At 42.0% G+C, this 18858-nt stretch carries 15 protein-coding genes; 14 read left to right on the top strand and 1 reads right to left on the bottom strand.

Annotation, left to right across the window (positions count from 1 at the left end; all coding sequences use genetic code 11):
• Window positions 1–150: 150 nt before the first annotated feature.
• A complete protein-coding gene (locus tag MHH68_RS15205) occupies window positions 151–1557 on the top strand; it encodes an amino acid permease (protein ID WP_058013694.1) in 1407 nt (468 codons plus the stop codon).
• 35 nt (window positions 1558–1592) lie between these two features.
• Here MHH68_RS15205 and MHH68_RS15200 read toward each other — a convergent pair whose 3' ends face one another.
• Complete coding sequence (locus tag MHH68_RS15200; RefSeq protein WP_339163871.1) at window positions 1593–2531, bottom strand: iron-hydroxamate ABC transporter substrate-binding protein; 939 nt, start codon at window positions 2529–2531, stop codon at window positions 1593–1595.
• A 259-nt stretch (window positions 2532–2790) separates the two neighbouring features.
• On the opposite strand from MHH68_RS15200, the gene MHH68_RS15195 reads away from it, so the two are divergent.
• The 13 genes from MHH68_RS15195 to MHH68_RS15135 all read left to right on the top strand — a co-directional run bounded on the left by MHH68_RS15195 (window position 2791) and on the right by MHH68_RS15135 (window position 18854).
• Window positions 2791–3843, top strand: coding sequence for an iron ABC transporter permease (locus MHH68_RS15195; protein ID WP_339163870.1), 1053 nt, complete (start codon window positions 2791–2793; stop codon window positions 3841–3843).
• Window positions 3844–4866 carry an iron ABC transporter permease gene (locus tag MHH68_RS15190; RefSeq protein ID WP_339163869.1) on the top strand — a complete coding sequence of 341 codons (1023 nt, stop codon included), beginning with the start codon at window positions 3844–3846 and terminating at the stop codon, window positions 4864–4866. It begins immediately after the preceding gene.
• Window positions 4867–4885: 19 nt separating this feature from the next.
• Window positions 4886–5701: an ABC transporter ATP-binding protein gene (locus tag MHH68_RS15185; protein ID WP_169055691.1), complete on the top strand. Its 816-nt coding sequence runs from the start codon at window positions 4886–4888 to the stop codon at window positions 5699–5701.
• Between the two features lie 177 nt (window positions 5702–5878).
• Window positions 5879–6601, top strand: a complete 723-nt coding sequence (locus MHH68_RS15180; protein ID WP_306011186.1) for a response regulator transcription factor — start codon at window positions 5879–5881, stop codon at window positions 6599–6601.
• Window positions 6602–6604: 3 nt separating this feature from the next.
• Window positions 6605–8359: a HAMP domain-containing sensor histidine kinase gene (locus MHH68_RS15175; protein ID WP_339163867.1), complete on the top strand. Its 1755-nt coding sequence runs from the start codon at window positions 6605–6607 to the stop codon at window positions 8357–8359.
• Between the two features lie 136 nt (window positions 8360–8495).
• Entirely contained in the window at window positions 8496–9932 is a 1437-nt protein-coding gene (uxaC, locus tag MHH68_RS15170; protein WP_058013701.1) for a glucuronate isomerase, read from the top strand.
• A 68-nt stretch (window positions 9933–10000) separates the two neighbouring features.
• The gene (locus MHH68_RS15165) at window positions 10001–11011 is read left to right on the top strand and encodes a LacI family DNA-binding transcriptional regulator (RefSeq protein ID WP_180310111.1); all 1011 of its coding nucleotides are present in this window, start codon (window positions 10001–10003) and stop codon (window positions 11009–11011) included.
• Window positions 11012–11070: 59 nt separating this feature from the next.
• Window positions 11071–12528: a tagaturonate reductase gene (locus tag MHH68_RS15160; protein ID WP_339163862.1), complete on the top strand. Its 1458-nt coding sequence runs from the start codon at window positions 11071–11073 to the stop codon at window positions 12526–12528.
• Window positions 12525–14018, top strand: coding sequence for an altronate dehydratase family protein (locus tag MHH68_RS15155; RefSeq protein WP_339163859.1), 1494 nt, complete (start codon window positions 12525–12527; stop codon window positions 14016–14018). The genes MHH68_RS15160 and MHH68_RS15155 overlap by 4 nt, the downstream gene beginning before the upstream one ends.
• Window positions 14019–14038: 20 nt before the next feature.
• A complete protein-coding gene (locus MHH68_RS15150; protein WP_339163857.1) occupies window positions 14039–15430 on the top strand; it encodes a glycoside hydrolase family 28 protein in 1392 nt (463 codons plus the stop codon).
• Between the two features lie 172 nt (window positions 15431–15602).
• Window positions 15603–16553, top strand: coding sequence for an ABC transporter substrate-binding protein (locus MHH68_RS15145; protein WP_061409580.1), 951 nt, complete (start codon window positions 15603–15605; stop codon window positions 16551–16553).
• Window positions 16519–17577 carry an iron ABC transporter permease gene (locus tag MHH68_RS15140; protein WP_268466680.1) on the top strand — a complete coding sequence of 353 codons (1059 nt, stop codon included), beginning with the start codon at window positions 16519–16521 and terminating at the stop codon, window positions 17575–17577. The genes MHH68_RS15145 and MHH68_RS15140 overlap by 35 nt, the downstream gene beginning before the upstream one ends.
• On the top strand, window positions 17574–18854 hold the full coding sequence (locus MHH68_RS15135) for a heme ABC transporter ATP-binding protein (RefSeq protein ID WP_339163853.1): 1281 nt from the start codon (window positions 17574–17576) through the stop codon (window positions 18852–18854). Before MHH68_RS15140 ends, MHH68_RS15135 begins: the two co-directional genes overlap by 4 nt.
• Window positions 18855–18858 lie beyond the last annotated feature (4 nt).

Here is an 18858-nt window from a genome sequence, read left to right as displayed (position 1 = left end):
TTTTTTTATGTTCTGAGTACCGAAGATAAGGGTATGCTGTTAAGAAAGTGACCCATTATGAACATAAAGAATACAAGTCATTGCTTCACAAATATATCAATGAAGATACTGCCGGGTCTGGTCCGAAGTGAATATAACGGAGGTACGGAAATGGAACAGACAAAAAAATGGGGTTTTTGGTTATTGACGGCTTTTGTCGTCGGAAATATGGTAGGTTCAGGCATCTTTATGCTGCCAAGTACGCTTGCCCAGCATGCGAGTCCTTTAGGTGTGACGATGGCATGGCTTGTCACAGGTGGCGGTGTGCTGATGATTGCACTTGTTTTTGGGCATTTGTCCATTCATAAGCCGCAGCTGACGGCTGGACCACAAAGTTATGCAAGAGCGCTTTTTAATGATCCGAAAAAAGGGAAAGCGGCCGGTTTTACAATGGTTTGGGGATATTGGGTAGCAAGCTGGATTAGTAATGTCGCGATTATTACGAGTCTTGCCGGTTATTTAACGACATTTTTCCCAATTCTCACCGTAAAGACGGAAATATTCACCTTTGGTAAAGAAGCGATCACACTAGGTCAGCTGACAACGTTTATTGTATGTACCATTCTTCTTTGGGGAACACATACGATCTTAATTACAAGCTTAAGTGCTGCAAGTAAATTAAACTTTATTACGACCTTTTCAAAGGTACTTGGATTCGTCCTTTTTATTGTTGCAGGGTTATTTGCATTCCAAACGGCATTATTTGAACATTATTACTTCCCAGTTGCAGCAGAGGGCGAAGGAATGCTCGGACTTGGGGGCCAAATTCATCATGCGGCCATTTCCACACTATGGGCATTTATTGGCATCGAGTCTGCTGTCATTTTATCAGGAAGAGCGTCCTCGCAGCGCGATGTGAAACGTGCAACGATTACAGGACTTTTAATTGCACTTTCTATCTACATGATTATTACTTTGATTACAATGGGCGTCCTGCCGCACGATCAGTTGCAAGGCTCAGATAAACCATTCGTTGACGTGCTTCAGCTTATTATTGGGCCGGCTGGCGGAATTGTAATGGCATTGCTTGCGATTATTTGTTTATTTGGCTCGATGCTTGGCTGGATCTTACTTGGTTCAGAAGTACCGTATCAAGCAGCAAAGGCTGGCGATTTCCCGGCAGTATTTGCAAAAACAAACAAAAAAGGCAGTCCTGTTTTTGCTTTAACGGTTACAAACATTATGTCACAGCTGTTTATTTTCTCAGTGATGTCTCGTACGATTAATGAAGCTTTTACCTTTTTAACGACATCAGCGACACTTGCGTATCTCATTCCGTATATTGTGTCTTCGATCTATAGCTTTAAAGTCATCATGCAAGGTGACACGTATGATCTTCAAAAAGGGAAGCGAACAAGAGACGGAATCATTGCGCTTGTTGCGATGGGGTATTCCGCTTGGGTCATTATTTCAGGAACAGCTGATTTTAAAACATTTGGACTTGGCATCGGTCTGTTCTTAGTAGGTATTTTGCTTTATCCATTGATGTCAAAAGGATTTGCCAAAGGAACGGTATAAGGGAAACGTTTCTCCGTATATGGAGAAACGTTTTTTTATGATTCAGATGTTAAACGGTCCACAATAAACTCAAGCTGTCCTTCTAGTGACACTGGGTCATTAAAGAAGTAACCGACAGGATCGATTTCAAATACGTGTTTATTTTGTACAGCAGGAAGTGATGCCCAAATGCTGCTTTCATATACCTGGTCTCCTTTACTTTTTGAACCGCTCCATGGACTAGTGAAAATATAGTCGCCTGCGTATTCTGGCAGCTTTTCAAGGGAAATGTTTGCATAGCCGACGCCGCTGTCGATGGCATCTTTTTTAACTGCCTTTGGCGCACGTAATTTCAGCTCGTCATAAATAATTTCGCCTCCGCGTGCAAAGGTGTTTCCAAAGATATAGATACCTTTATCAAAGGGTGACACGATTGAAACGGTTTTGCTACCGACCGCTTTTGTTACTTTAGGCTTTACCTCAGCTATTTTTGTATCCCATTTTGTGATCCATTCTGCTGCTTTTTTCGGTGTACCTGTCATTTTACCGAATTCTTTCAGCTGATCTTTAAAGGAATATTGATTGTATTTAATGGCAACGGTTGGCGCAATTTTTTTGTATTGATCAAATTTCTCGTCTTCTCCCCAAGCAATAATCATATCTGGCTTCAAAGCGGCGACCTTTTCAACAGAAGGGGATGTTCCAAGGTTTTTGACACCATCTGTTTTGCCTTTATAGAAAGGGTTTTTAAAGATGGGGGCAGTTGTAGCAATCGGCGTCTTGCCAAGTGTCACGAGGTCACCGTAGTAGCTTTCTGCCAAAAGCACAATTCGTTTTGGATCTTTAGGGATTTTGACTTCACCTTTCACGTCCTGATAGGTGATTGTGTCATCCTGGTTGGCGCCAGATTTTTTATTTGAAGTGCCGCTGCAAGCAGCTGTAAAAAGCATGAGAAAGGCTAAGGATATCAAAAGAAATCCAGATCGTTTTTTCACAAAGATTCTCTCCTATTCACGTTATTGTGATAATGATTCTCAATTTCAATTATATCGTAACATGATGGAATGAAAAATGCATCGGCTATGTTAGGACCTAAAGAAAAATGGTGAATTTCTCCCGGTTTTTTGATGAAAATAAAGAAAATGTTCAGAACAATGATTTCAAAAAGGAAAGAAAATGATATACTAGACTTCGAGATTGATAATCATTATCACTGATAAGGAATAGATATGAACGGAAAGGAAGAGACTGGTTTTGGGCTCACAATCGAATAAGCAGCTGCCAGCCAAGGACGATGCAATGGATATTGTCACAAAGCCTTTTGGAACAGCAGCTGTTGTCATCATAGGAATCATCGCTTTAGCATTTGGTCTTTTTTTATCGGTATCATTAGGAGCAGCAAATATTCATCTACACACGGTATGGGAAGCCATTTTTCATTTTGATCCACAACAAACTTCACATCAAATCATTCGGGAATTGAGGCTGCCGCGTACAGTTGGGGCTGCACTCGTCGGTGCCTTTTTAGCTGTATCTGGTGCCATTATGCAAGGGATGACAAGAAATGCGCTTGCGTCTCCTGAAATTATGGGTGTGACAAATGGCTCTGCATTTGCGATTGCGATAGCATTTGCATTTTTCCCAGGCCAATCATCTTTCACATTAATTCTTTGGTCATTTGCTGGAGCCGCACTCGGTGCATCTATTGTGTTTGGTGTCGGTACCCTGTCTAAGGGAGGACTAACCCCAGTGAAGCTCGCACTAGCGGGTACGGCGGTTGGAGCTCTTTTAAGCTCGATCTCTTCAGCAATTGCCATTCGGTTTGACGTCGCTCAAGACATGAGTTTTTGGTACGCAGGCGGCGTGGCAGGCTTGAATTGGAGCAACATTCAGGTCGTTATTCCAGTCGCCATCGTAGGGCTTGTGATTGCGATGATGCTTGCTCGCTCGATCACTGTACTGAGCTTAGGTGATGAATTGGCTAAAGGGCTCGGGCAGTATACGAAAACGGTCAAGGTGCTAGGAATATTGGTCGTGATTCTTTTAACCGGTGCTGCTGTGTCAGTGGCAGGCTCAATTGGCTTTATCGGGCTTGTCATTCCCCATGTCACTCGATTCTTGGTCGGAGTGGACTACCGGTGGATCATCCCTTGCTCAGCTATTTTAGGGGCCATCTTGTTAATTTATGCAGACGTTGCTGCAAGACTGGTCAATGCTCCATTTGAAACACCAGTTGGTGCCATTACTGCGATTATAGGCGTTCCTTTCTTCTTATACTTAGTTAGACGTGAAAGGAGCGGAATTTAAATGGAAATGGTGCAGCAGGCAAAGAAAAAGAAATATAAACGAACGATGCTGATGATCTTTTTAGCCATCGTCGTCGTATTTTTGATTAGTTTAAATACCGGAGAAATTCGTATTTCTCCGATAGATACATTGAAAACATTTTTTGGACTCGGAAGTGAAATGGATGAGCTGGTGCTGTTCGAATTTAGACTTCCAAGAATGATCATCGCTTTACTTGTTGGTGCTTCTATTGCTGTTTCAGGAGCTATCTGGCAAGGTGTTTCTCAAAACGGCTTAGCTGATCCTGGTATTCTTGGTGTGAATGCGGGCGCAGGGTTTGCTGTTGTGCTTTTTATCTTTGCATTTCAAGGCACGATGTCGAACTTAGGTCATTTGACGATTTTTGTACTGCCGCTTTTCGCATTTGCCGGTGCAGCCTTTGCTGCATTTCTCATCTATGTGTTAGCGTGGAAAAAAGGCATCACACCTGTTCGCTTGATTTTAACGGGTATTGGCGTCAATGCTGCGTTTTCAGCAGCAATTGTGGTCATTCAATTAAAAATGAGCCCAAATGATTTTAACCAAGCCATTGTGTGGTTATCAGGAAGCATTTGGGGCTCAAGCTGGACGTATGTCCTATCAGTTCTGCCATGGATGCTTATTTTCCTTGTGTTAGCGCTTGTGAGAGCACGCTACTTAAATATCATGAATTTAGGTGACCAGCTGTCCTATGGATTAGGGATTTCAGTTCATAAAGAAAGAAGCTTTATGATGCTGATTGCCGTTGCATTAGCAGGTGCAAGTGTCGCTGTTGCAGGTAGTATCTCTTTCTTAGGGTTAGCCGCACCGCACTTGGCGAGAAAGCTTGTTGGACCAAAGCACCAAGGAATGATACCAGCCTCCGCGTTGATTGGCGCACTGTTATTATTACTGGCAGATACACTCGGTCGTATCATACTTGCACCATCAGAGGTGCCAGTTGGTCTCGTCGTTTCTGCTTTAGGTGCACCTTACTTCATTTACTTATTGATGAAAACGAACTAATGAGGGAGGAGAAAAACATATGAAATCGCTTGAAACAGAAAAGCTATGTATCGGTTATCAGGACCGTTTGATTGTAGAGGATTTAAATATCAGTATCCCAAAAGGCAAGGTGACAACATTGATCGGACCGAATGGGTGCGGGAAATCAACGATTTTAAAAACAATGTCCCGTATCATGAAGTCCAATCAAGGCGCTGTTTACTTAAATGGTCAGGCTATTCATCAAACGCCTACAAAAGAAATTTCAAAACAAATGGCGATCCTACCGCAAACACCCGAAGCACCAAGCGGACTGACAGTGTATGAGCTGGTGTCATATGGACGTTTCCCACATCAAAATGGATTTGGTCGCTTATCAAATGAAGATAAACGAATCATCAGATGGGCACTCGAGGAAACGGGCATGATTGCTTTTCATGACAGGCCAATTGAAGCACTTTCTGGTGGACAGCGTCAGCGTGTATGGATTGCAATGGCACTTGCCCAGGAAACAGAACTGCTTCTATTGGATGAGCCGACGACGTATTTGGATCTGGCACATCAGCTCGAGATTCTTCAGCTGCTAGAACGGTTAAATAGAGAACAGGGACGAACTGTGTTGATGGTCATTCATGATTTGAATCATGCGGCACGTTTTTCTCATTACATGATTGCTCTCAATCAAGGAAAAGTCATCAAAGATGGGTCGCCTCATGAGGTCATGACCAAAGAGGTGCTTGGTCAGGTATTCCACATTGATGCAGAAATCGTACTTGATCCTAGAACGAATAAGCCGATCTGTTTAACATATGATTTGGTGAACCATGAAAGAAAGCTAGAAGCTGTGAATGGATAATAGCAGTAAAAGGAACTCGGTGGAATAGCCGAGTTTTTTTTGCGTCTCTGAAACTTCCTAGTACCACCATTTTTCCCAGTTGATATTTTTTCGCTTTTATGCAGAAAAGAGGTACTTTTTTACTTTAGACAATGGTAATATACGGTTAGAGATCATAGCTAGAAAGGAAAGAGATGCGTGGAAACAGCAAAAATATTGATTGCAGATGACGAAGAAGCAATTGTCAAAATGGTTGAACGCGTATTAAAAAAAGAAGGCTTCAAGCATATATATAAAGCCTACCATGCAGATGAAGCATTAGATGTTGTCAAAAACGAGGACATCCACCTCTTACTTCTAGATGTGATGATGCCCGGTAAGTCTGGTTTTGATGTTCTTCCTGAAATGAGAAAATATACGAAAGCACCCATTTTCTATTTAACTGCAAGAACGTCTGATGTAGATAAACTGACCGGTTTTGCTCAAGGGGCAGATGATTACATCACAAAGCCATTTAATCCGCTAGAGCTTGTGGCTAGAATTAAGGCTCACTTAAACCGAACTTATATCTCTTTAAAGGAAGAGCAAGAAGAGGCTCAAAGTCAATATGAATATGCTCATTTCTCTTATCATCCTCATTCAGCTGAATTGAAAGTAAGAGGAGAGGTGACTGCATGCTCTGCTCAGCTTCTCTCTTTGCTAAAGTACTTTTGTGATCATCCGAATGTGGTTCTTTCAAAAGATCAAATCTATGAGAAAGTATGGGGCGTTCCATCATATGGTGATAACAACACCGTGATGGTTCATATTCGAAAGCTGAGAGAAAAGATCGAGTTAGATCCGAGTCAGCCCGAATATATTGTGACGATCCGTGGAATGGGATATAAATTTATACCACACCCAGTAAAGGTTCATCATTAATTCATGAATTTACGAGCAAAACTTTTCTTTCACTTTGTCGGACAAATGTTTATTGTGATTGCTGTTTTTATCATCGGAAATACGTTCTCTGATAATTTATATTTAAAAAAATACTACGAGAACATGGCTGAAACCGGTTTAACAAAAGCTGATGGAGATACACTCATGAGCTGGCTTTATTTTAACGAGGATGGAGAAATGGAAGCCGATGATCAGCTCAAGCAAGCAGTGAGAAAACGAGACGGCTGGTTGCAAGTGATTGATTCAAAAAAACATAACGTCTATAGCTATCATCGCCCTAAGTCCATTCCAACATCCTATCAAAAGGATGAAATGATCAAGATCTTTGAAAAAAGGCAATATAAAGATTACAAGATGTACTTCTGGCCCATTGAGATTGATCAAAAAAGCTTTATCGTGCTATATGGGTTCAAAACGAACAGCACAAAGGTCACCAATTATTTGAAGCAGCACGAGAAAGACTTGGCTGCATTATCTCAATATTCGGTTGAAACGAAAGAATTTTTGAAGAGAATGAATGGATCGGTTCATCTGTTCAATGATGAAGGGAAATATTTAAAAGGCATTCGAGCCAATACCAATTTGAAAAATGATGTAACAGATGTTGAACTGCTCAAGTATCAATCGAAACCTTGGGAGTTTAGAAGTGATCTATCTTATATCAGAGTGAATAAAAACCGGTATATCATTATTTCTGTACCAAATAAAGTATATAGCCCAGACGGATTATACGATAAAGAAACAGACGCTTTAAATCAATATACAACCATCTTAACTGCAGGTCTCGCGCTTACGATTATTATCGTCATGACAATATGGTACTCGTATCGCTATGGTCTGCCGATCTATCACATTATCCGCTGGCTGATTTTCTTATCTAGAAATAAATTACAGGAACCAACAAATAGAAAAGGGATTCCAATCAGTAAAAATAAAAAAGGTCGTATTAAGCGGGAATACCGATTATTTGAGGATATCCTAAAAACAATGGATCAGCTCACGCTTACATTAAAAGAGAATGAAGCAAACCGAAGAAAAATTCAAACCACAAGAGAAGAATGGATTGCAGGATTGTCTCATGATTTGAAAACACCTCTTAGTACCATTTACGGCTACGGGCTCATGCTTGAATCTGATCAATATCAATGGTCCAAGGAAGAAGTCATGGAAATGGGACAGGTGATTCGTGAGAAATCAGAATACATGTCGACCTTGATTGAAGATTTAAACCTCACGTATCGATTGAAAAATGGTGCCTTGCCTATTAATCGAAAGCCGGTCGAGCTGGATGAGTTTTTAGGCTCTATAATGGACGAGTTTTCAAGAAGCTCTTTTTCTGAGGATTTTGCAACCTCTTTTGAAAATCAAACAAACGGTGTCATCTTTGAGATAGACAAAGCTTGGTTCAGACGAGTGATTGAGAACCTGCTGGCGAATGCAGTCAAGCATAACCCAAAGGGCACGCATATTACAGCTGTTTTGTCTGAAACAGATGAAGAAGTTCGAATCGAAATGAAAGACAACGGATGCGGAATGGCACAAGAAACGGTCGATCACTTATTTAACCGCTACTATAGAGGGACAAATACAAATGACCCAACGAATGGAACAGGACTTGGTCTGGCAATAGCAAAAGAGCTTGTCTTACTGCATGACGGTGATATTCAAGTAGAAAGTGAACCTGGTGCTGGAACAACTATTGCGATTATCCTAAAAAAATCACCCCCTGTAAAATAGCCAAAAAACGATTTTCCTTTCTGAAGGAGATCGTTTTTTCCTATTTTAGGATTGAAATCAACTTTGTAAACGATTACAATTAAATTGTTAACGTGAACAAATCATTTTCATACGATAAGAGGGATGGGGGAATTTGATGAAAGCCTTTTTAGATGAGCAGTTTTTACTAAACAGTCCAACGGCGGAAAAGTTATACCATGAGTTTGCAAAGGACCTTCCAATCATAGATTACCATTGCCATTTAAGTCCTAAAGACATCTATGAAAATAAAACCTTCCGAAATATCACTGAGGCATGGCTTTATGGAGATCATTACAAATGGCGGGCCATGAGAGCAAATGGCATTCCTGAAACGCACGTCACGGGTGATGCATCTGATGATGATAAATTTTTGGCGTGGGCGAAGACCGTCCCTATGACCATAGGAAATCCGCTCTATCACTGGACCCATCTAGAGCTGAGAAGGTATTTCGAAGTCGAAGACCTATTAAATGAAAAAAATGCAGATATCATTTGGCAGAAAGTCAATGAAAAGCTGCAAGGAGAGGGATTTGGGGCGAGAGACTTCATCATGAAATCAAACGTTGAAACCGTTGTGACAACAGATGATCCGGTCGATTCACTTCAATATCATCAAAAACTGCGGGAAGAGGGATTCTCTGTACAAGTGCTTCCGGGGTTTCGACCTGATAAAGCTCTAGATATAGCGAATGATCTGTTTGAAAAATATGTTCATGAGCTGGCAGAGGCTTCAGCTATTCCAATACAATCCTACCAAGACTTCTTACATGCCCTCAGAGCGAGAATTGATTTTTTCCATGAACACGGCTGCTTGATCTCGGATCATGCTATTAATGAAATGACATATGAAGAAACGACACAAGAAGAAGTGGAGACTATCTTTCATAAAAGAATGTCTGGTCATCCATTGACGGAAAAAGAGAAGATCAAATTTAAAACAGAGACATTCATTATGCTAGGTCAGGCTTACTGTGAGCGTGGCTGGGCAATGCAGCTTCATATCAATGCACTTAGAAATAACAATACGAAAATGTTTGAGCGGCTCGGACCAGATACGGGGTACGATGCGATGAATGACGAAGACATTGCAAAGCCGCTTTGCCGCATATTAGATCGTTTAGAACAAAAAGATGCATTGCCAAACACGATTCTGTATTCCTTGAATCCAAGGGACAATGTCGTGATATCAACATTGGCTGGAAGCTTTCAAGACGGGAAGACACCGGGGAAGATGCAGCACGGCACAGCCTGGTGGTTTAATGATACGAAACAAGGAATGACAGAGCAGATGATGGCTCTTTCCAGTATCGGACTGATCAGCCGTTTTATCGGAATGCTGACTGATTCAAGAAGCTTTTTGTCCTATACAAGGCATGAATATTTCCGAAGGCTGCTTTGTGATATTATCGGGGATTGGGTAGAAAAAGGAGAAGTCCCCTATGACCTTGAGCTGCTAGGGGGCATTGTGAAAGGTATCAGCTATGAAAATGCCAAGCAATATTTTCAATTTGACCGGGCAAAGCAGCTCTATCATCAAAGTAAAACCACATGAAGAGAAAGGCAAGAAAATGAAAGCGGTTTTATGATAAGATGGAAAAAAATCATAAAAGGCGGAATAGCATGACAGTCACAATTAAAGACATAGCAAAATTGGCAAATGTCTCTCATACCACAGTATCAAGGGCTTTGAATAACAGTCCTTTTATTAAAGAGAAGACAAAACAAAAGATTTTGTCGATTGCAAAACAGCTGAATTATTCACCAAATGTCCATGCCAGAGGCCTTGTATCACAAAAATCGTTTACAATCGGTCTGTTTTTTACGAGTTTAACAGAAGGCACATCCTCAAGCTTCTTTGTGGATGCCTTAAAAGGCGTCAATAGCGTCATGACAGAGCATTACAATTTGTTTGTTAGGGGTATTGACGATTTTCACGATTACACAACCATTCATAAGCAGCGCTACGATGGCATTTTGCTGATGAGCCAAAGTGAGCACGATGAAGCGTTTATCCATCATGTCAAGAAACAGGGCATTCCAATCATTGTGCTGAACCGCCGTGTAGAAAGTAATGAAGTGATGAATATATTAGCAGATGATAGTCAAGGAGCATACCAGGCAGCGCACTATTTCATTCAGCAAGGCCATCAACAAATCGCCATCATTGAAGGAAAAGAAGGCTTTAAATCGACTCAGGAGAGAAAAGCTGGTTTTCTCCAAGCGTTAATTGATCACCATATTCCTATGAAAAAAGAATATATGATCGCGGGTGACTACCATATGAAAAGCGGCTATGAATCAATGGAATCCCTGCTGACCCTTGATCATCCGCCAACAGCGCTTTTTTGCTCTAATGATGACATGGCCATTGGTGCGATGAATGCTTTATATGCAAAGGGCAAGACGTGCCCAGGTGATGTCTCTATTATCGGTTTTGATGATATTGCATTTTCATCCTATACCACGCCTGCACTGACAACGGTGAAAAAGCCAATCGAAAAAATGTGTGCACTTGGAGCAGAGGCCATCCTATCCGTCATTAACGGTGAAAAGCAAGAAGAAGATCATATGGAAAAAGTGTATGTCCACACAGAGCTGATGATTAGAGATTCAGTCAAAAAGATGCAGTAATCAGCATCTTTTATAGAGAAATGTTCACGTGTGCATAAATTACAGAGAGGAGAATCCATTTGAAACGTTTATCAAAAACGATATATCCGGTGCCTGAGTATCCGGAAACGATTTTGCAGATCGGTGAAGGGAATTTTATGCGAGGCTTTATTAATTGGCACATTCAAAAGCTGAACGACTGCACAGATTTTAAAGGAAGAGCTGTAGTTGTTCCTCCGAGAAAAGGATCTGTTGCAGCTTTAAATGAACAAGATGGCTTATACACTTTATGTATACAGGGCTATCATGACCAGCAAGAAATGAATGAGCGCATGATCATTCAATCGATCAGCAGAGGAATCAGTACGTATACGGATTATGATGTTTTTTTACAAGTAGCTGAAAACCCCGATCTTCGCTTTGTCTTCTCAAACACGACAGAGGCAGGACTTATGTTCAGCAAGGCCGATCGCTTGGAGGATCGACCGCAAGCTAGTTTTCCAGGAAAGCTGACGGCGTTCCTATATCACAGGTTTAAAGCATTTGCTGGTGATGAACAAAAAGGGCTGATCATCCTTCCATGTGAACTGGTCGAACATAACGGTGATCGCTTGAAGGAATATGTGATAGACATGGCAGCTGAGTGGGATCTGCCGCTTGCGTTTATCACATGGATCAAGGAAGCCAATACGTTTTGTAATACGCTTGTTGATCGGATTGTTCCTGGGTTTTCTAAGGAAGCAGCTGAAATTGTCCAAAAGGAAGAGGGATACATCGACGAGTTGCTTGTCACGGCAGAATACTATCACCTTTTTGTTATTGAAGCACCTGCCTTCGTACAAAAAGAGCTTCCCTTTCAAGAAGCAGGTTTAAATGTCCTTTTTGTAGAGGATATTGCGCCTTATCGCATGAGCAAGGTACGGATTTTAAATGGTGCTCATACAGCAATGGTGCCAATCGCTTACTCATGCGGGGTAGAAACTGTAAAAGAAGCTGTGGATGATGAGGATGTCGGCACGTTCATCCGGCGGCTGCTGGAGGAGGAAGTACTGCCAGGGCTTGAGCTTTCTCGAGATGAGCTTCTTCTTTATACACAATCGGTTTGGGATCGCTTTTGCAATCCATTTGTGAAGCATCAATTGCTGGATATTGCGCTTAATGGTGTATCTAAGTTTCGAACCCGTATTCTTCCGTCATTGCTCGATTATGTTGAGCAAAAGAAACAGCTGCCAATGAAACTCGTGTTTTCACTCAGCAGCCTCATTTATTTTTACAGAGCACATGCAGAAAAGATAAAGGATGATGAGACTTTACTGTCATTCATGAAGGAAGCCTTTGAAGAAGAGAACCAATCTAATGAAACGATCGCAGCAAAGATTCTATCATGTGAGAAATTATGGGGGAGAAATTTAACGGATATAAATGATTTGGTTCACGCTGTAGCTGACCAGCTTACCCTCATAAGGGAGCAAGGGATGAGAGCGGCTGTTCAACGAATGCTACAACATCAATATGAAAGTCAGGGGGAGAAGGCATGAAAGATTTTATTGTGATTCACCCTTCAGATAATGTCGGTATTGCTTTAAAAGTACTTGAACAAGGGGAGGAGCTACATCATCAAGATCATTCCGTTATTTTAAAAGAGACCATCGCCAAAGGTCATAAGTTTGCATTGGCTGATATCAAGCAAAGAGAGAATGTCATGAAATACGGTTACCCTATTGGGCATGCAACGACTGCCATTTCTGCTGGAGAGTGGGTGCATACACATAACATCAAAACCAATTTATCAGGCAAGCTCGATTATGAATACGAGCCTTCTTTTACAAATAACCCCTATGAAAAAAAGAACCTTACATTTAAAGGATATAAACGAAAAAATGGGGAAAGCGGGATTCGAAATGAGCTTTGGATTGTCCCAACCGTTGGATGCGTAAATGGCATCGCCGATCAAATCATTCAAATTTTTACCGCTGAAATGGGCGGAAGCATCCATCCGTTTGAAACAGCTCTCGTGTTAAAGCACAATTACGGATGCTCACAGCTTGGGGACGATCATGAGAATACAAAAACCATTTTACAAAATGCCGTGAAGCATCCCAATGCTGGAGGAGTGCTTGTCCTCGGACTTGGTTGTGAAAATAACGATATTGACCATTTTCAGTCTACATTAGGTGAATATGACCGTGAGAGAGTGAAATTTTTAAGAAGCCAAGAAGTAGGAGATGAGATTGAGACGGGAGTTGCTTTACTCAAGGAAATTTATGAGGCAGCGAAAGAAGATCACCGTGAAGAAATCCCGTTATCTGAGCTGAAAATCGGCTTGAAGTGCGGGGGATCAGATGGATTCTCCGGAATTACCGCAAATCCGCTTTTAGGAAGGCTGTCCGATTTTATTGTTGCTCAAGGCGGCACGACAGTGTTAACTGAAGTGCCCGAAATGTTTGGAGCAGAAACGATTTTAATGGAGAGAGCGGAATCAGAAGCGACTTTCGACAATATTGTGCAAATGATCAATGACTTTAAACAATACTTCATGGATCATCGACAGCCAGTATATGAAAATCCTTCCCCGGGAAATAAAGCAGGTGGAATTTCGACATTAGAGGATAAATCTCTCGGTTGTACACAAAAAGCAGGAACTTCTGACATTCAAGATGTATTGAAATATGGGGAATTGCTGAAGCGAAAGGGTTTAAATTTGTTAAGTGCCCCGGGAAATGATTTGGTTGCTTCATCTGCTCTTGCCGCTTCTGGCTGTCAGTTGGTTCTTTTTACAACAGGTAGAGGGACACCATTCGGCACGTTTGTCCCAACAATGAAAGTCTCGACGAATACAGCCTTATATGAAACAAAAAAACATTGGATTGACTTTAATGCGGGAGAATTGCTTGAAGATGTACCAGAAGATATTGTGTTAGAAAAATTCATTTCAACGGTCATTGATGTGGCGAGCGGAAAGCTATTAAATCATGAAAAAAACAATTTTAGAGAGCTGGCTATTTTCAAAACAGGTGTCACACTTTAAGGCGACTGGGGGATCATAATGTGTCTAGAAAACGGGATTTGATGTATATCACAGCAGGAACGGTACTTACGGGAATTGGACTCACTCGTTTAGCAAGGCAAGGGAAGAAAGACAAAGAGGCAAACGGAATCCATCAAGTGTTAAAACAGATAAAAGCACCGCTGTTCCCTGATCGTGAATTTAATGTGGTTCATTATGGTGCAGATGCAAAAGGAATCGAGCTTTCAACAGATGCGATCCAGTCTGCCATTGATGATGCGCACCGTTTGAAAGGGGGACGTGTGCTGATTCCGGAAGGGACGTTTGTGACAGGTGCGCTAGAATTGAAGAGTCATGTAGAATTGCATTTGCATGAGAAAGCGTATGTGACATTCAGCCAAAACCCAAAGGATTATCTGCCGCTTGTCCTGACAAGATATGAAGGGGTTGAGCTTTATAATTATTCACCTCTCATTTATGCACACCATGCAGAAAACATCGCCATTACTGGAGCTGGAACGCTTGATGGCGGAGGGGATGAGCATCATTGGTGGCCTTGGAAATATGGCACGAATGGCCAGCCTTCTCAAGATAGGGATCGTCAGCTTCTATTTGAGATGGCTGAAAAGAGAATACCAGTAGAAGAAAGAGAGTTTGGAGAAGGGCATTATTTAAGATCAAGCTTTATCCAGCCCTACCAATGTCAGCAAGTTCTTATTGAGGGAGTGACAGTGAAGGATTCACCGATGTGGCAAATTCACCCTGTACTGAGTGAACATGTGATTGTCCGTGGAATCCATATTATTGGGCATGGACCAAACACAGATGGTGTCAATCCGGAATCTTGCCGGAATGTGCTCATTGAAGATTGTTATTTTGATAATGGCGACGATTGTATTGCCATTAAATCTGGAAGGAACGAGGACGGACGGAGAATAGGGGTTCCGTCTGAAAACATTGTCATTCGTAGAAATGAGATGCGTGATGGACACGGCGGAGTGACGATTGGGAGTGAAATCTCTGGCGGGGTAAGATATGTCTATGCAGAGAATAATGTAATGGATAGTCCGAACCTTGACCGGGCACTGCGGATTAAAACCAACTCTGTCAGAGGCGGGACCATTGAACATATTTACTTTAAAAACAACACAGTCAAAAGCCTAAAGCATGAAGTGATCTGTATCGACATGATGTATGAGGAAGGGGATGCGGGTCCACATCGTCCTGTTGTACGTCATATTGAAGTAGAAGGATTGAAAAGCAGCGGCGGAAGATATGGTGTGAAAATAGCCGCCTATCCACATTCTCCTGTGACCCATTTCAATATGAAAAATTGTGTCATAGATCATGTGACGTATCCGCTTTCTTTGGAGCATGCAGTAGCGCCTTCTTTTCAGAAAGTCGTCATCAATGGGGAACAAATTAATAAATAGATGGGTGAAAAACAGTCTTTTTAAAGGCTGTTTTTCTTATATCAGAACGAAAAAGACGCTTTTAGAAATCACATATACAACCTATCTGCACTGTAGTATAATATTCCCGAAATTAGAAAAGAATTGACGGAAGAGATTTCGTCAAGCAGTACATAAATCAGGGGGTTCATTCATGAAAAAGTTAACGGCCATTTGGCTATCGCTCCTGCTTGTGATGGGTGTTTTAGCAGGATGTGCAGGTGCTGAAACAGACCATAAAGCAAAGAGTTCACAAAATAACGAAACAGCGGCTGCGGCATTTCCTGTCTCGATTAAAGATGCAGCTGGTAAAACAGTCGACATCAAAGAACAGCCTAAACGAATTGTTTCATTAATTCCAAGTAATACAGAAGTTGCCTATGCGCTTGGTCTTGGAGATAAAATGGTTGGACGATCTGATTTTGACAATTATCCAAAGGAAGTTGAAAAGGTAGAGAAAATTGGCGGACTTGAATTCAATGTCGAGAAGGTGATTTCCTTAAAACCTGATCTGGTACTAGCTCATGCCTCGCAGATGGGATCAAAAGATGGATTTAAACAGCTAGAGGATGCAGGGATTCAAGTACTGACTGTAAATGATGCCACTTCCTTTAAGGATGTGTACAAATCGATCAATATGATTGGTGAAGCAACAGGTGCAAAAGAAGCATCAACAAAGCTTGTAGACGAGATGAAAGCAAAATTGAATAACATCAAGAAACAAGCAGAGGCGATCTCTAAAGACAAACAAAAAACAGTCTTTGTTGAGGTATCAGGTACTCCTGAAATTTATACAACAGGAACTCATACATTTATGGACGAAATGCTTTCTGTGATCCATGCGAAAAATGCTGCTGGTGATCAAACTGGCTGGGTGCAAATGACAGAAGAATCGATTATCAAACGAAACCCCGACGTAATCGTCACAATTGATGGTACCAGTTTAGCTGATCTGAAAAAGAGAGACGGCTGGAATGCGATCAAAGCAGTGAAGGAAAAACAAGTCTTTCAATTGAATACGGATCTCGCATCAAGACCGGGACCGCGATTGGTTGAAGGAGTCGAGGCTCTTGCGAAAAGCATCTATCCTGACACATTCAAATAAATTCATCATCGCATACACACTAAGTGCTTTACTTCTTGTGGTGAGCATTGGAATGGGAATCTCTTTTGGAAGCTTAGGGATTCCCATTCCTTCTATTCTCCGTATATTTGTTCACGAACTATTCGGTGTGCAGATAGGCACAATAGATTCAATTGATCGCAATATTATGATGAATATCCGGCTGCCAAGAGTGATATTAGCGGCGCTAGTCGGAGCAGCGCTGGCGTTATCTGGAGCAGCTTTTCAAGGCTTATTAAAAAATCCTCTTGCTGACCCATATACACTGGGGGTATCTCAAGGTGCATCAGTTGGAGCTGTCGCGACCCTATTTTTCAGTTTGCAGCTCCCTTTGCTCGGCAGTTTCACACTGCCTTTTTTCAGTATGACAACAGCACTTGTGACCTTATGTCTCGTCCTCTTTTTTGCACGTCTTGTTCATCGGGGGATGAGCATCTCCTCGTTAATTTTAACAGGGGTGATTTTCAGTTCTTTTTTGGGCGCGCTTATTTCATTGATGATTGCTTTAACGGGTGATGATCTAAAAGAGATTATTCATTGGCTTCTTGGCAGTGTGTCCATGAGGGGCTGGCGCTATATTGTGCTTTTCCTTCCTTTCTTTCTGATTGGGACCTTTGCATTAATGCTGATGGGGAGAGATTTGAATGTTATGACGTATGGCGAGGAGAAGGCAAAGTTATTAGGTGTACATGTGAAAAGGAGCAAATATATCGTGCTGCTTGCTGGATCAATTCTGACTGGAAGTGCGGTAGCGGTATCAGGAACGATCGGATTTGTGGGACTTGTGATTCCGCATTTTATTCGCCTCTTAGCTATCACAGACCACCGGCACCTCCTGCCTTTGTCTATGCTGAATGGCGCTTCCTTTCTTGTTTTAGCAGATGTGTTATCGCGTACGATCATTGAGCCGACTGAATTACCGATCGGCATCATCACAGCGTTAATTGGTGCCCCTGTATTCGGCATCATCCTCATTCGTAAATATAGAGGAGGGACTCATCTATGATTCAAGTGAAGGAAATTAAAGGTGGATATGGAGAGAAAGAGGTCATACGCGGCATCAGTCTTGAGGTAAAGCAAGGCGAATTTCTCGGTATTCTTGGTCCAAATGGAAGCGGGAAGTCGACTTTGCTTAAAATGATCTCTGGGCTGCTGGAACCTGACAGTGGTGAGGTACGCCTGAGCGGTCAACTGATTCAATCTTACCGTCCAAAGGCACTTGCACAAAAAATGGCTGTTCTACCGCAGAAAACGGACCAAGCCTTCTCATTTACAGTGGAAGAAACGGTTCAATTCGGTCGTTATCCATATCAAAAAGGATGGCTGCAATCTGTTACACGAGAAGATATGCAGATCATCAACAAAGTAATGGAACAAACGGATGTTGCACAATTTAAGGATCAATCCATTCATGAGCTAAGCGGGGGAGAACAGCAGCGTGTGTACTTGGCACAGGCATTAGCCCAGCAGCCTGACTATTTATTGCTGGATGAACCAACCAGTTTTCTTGATTTGGCTTATCAAAAAGACTTGCTTGATTTAATTAAAGAAGAGACCACTTCCTCTAGGCTGACGGTAATCGGTGTGTTTCATGATGTGAACATCGCCAGTTTGTATTGTGATCGGCTGCTCCTGCTTGATGAAGGAAAGGCAGAGATGGCAGGGCTGCCGCATCACGTCTTGACGCCTGCGCGAATCAACCGTGTATATGAAACAAATGTAACACCGCTCCAACATCCGCGAAGGGCAAACCCTCAGGTGATCATTGAGCCTGCGGGGGCTTCTGTAGCATCAAATGCAAAGTTAGCGGATGGCTGGAAAACGCATGGCGGAGAAGGAATGACGTTTTCCCTCAAACAGCCGCTTCGCATCCTTTCCTCACATCAGAAAAAGGGCGGCTTCTTTTGGAAAAGGTCTCTTGGAACGGGAAGTGAGATGCTTCGAGATGAGCTGGAAGATCGGGAAGGACTATTGTTTTACGACCAAGCAAGTGGACCAAAACAATTTGCTGCTGAAGACACAGACGACGACATGGTGCTTTACGGCATGCGTCATCAAGGAGAGCTGACCATTTGGCTTGTACTGAAAGAGTCTATATCAGACGGAGCGTCTGTTCAGCTTGTGGGGCAGCTTGTCCATATGATGAAACAGGAGACGAGCATGTCCATTCATCATCTTTGTATCGCTGCTGCGGGTATGCAAGAAACAGAAGATGATGAGCATTTACACGAAAGATTAAAGCAGAAAGTGCACCGTCTTCTTTATTCATTAAATGCCATTTGAAAGT

It is taken from the genome of Bacillus sp. FSL K6-2841 (genome assembly GCF_037976435.1).
GTDB lineage: Bacteria > Bacillota > Bacilli > Bacillales > Bacillaceae > Bacillus > Bacillus pumilus.
Note: the sequence above shows the minus strand (reverse complement) of the source record. Positions and strands in the feature narration are given on the sequence as shown.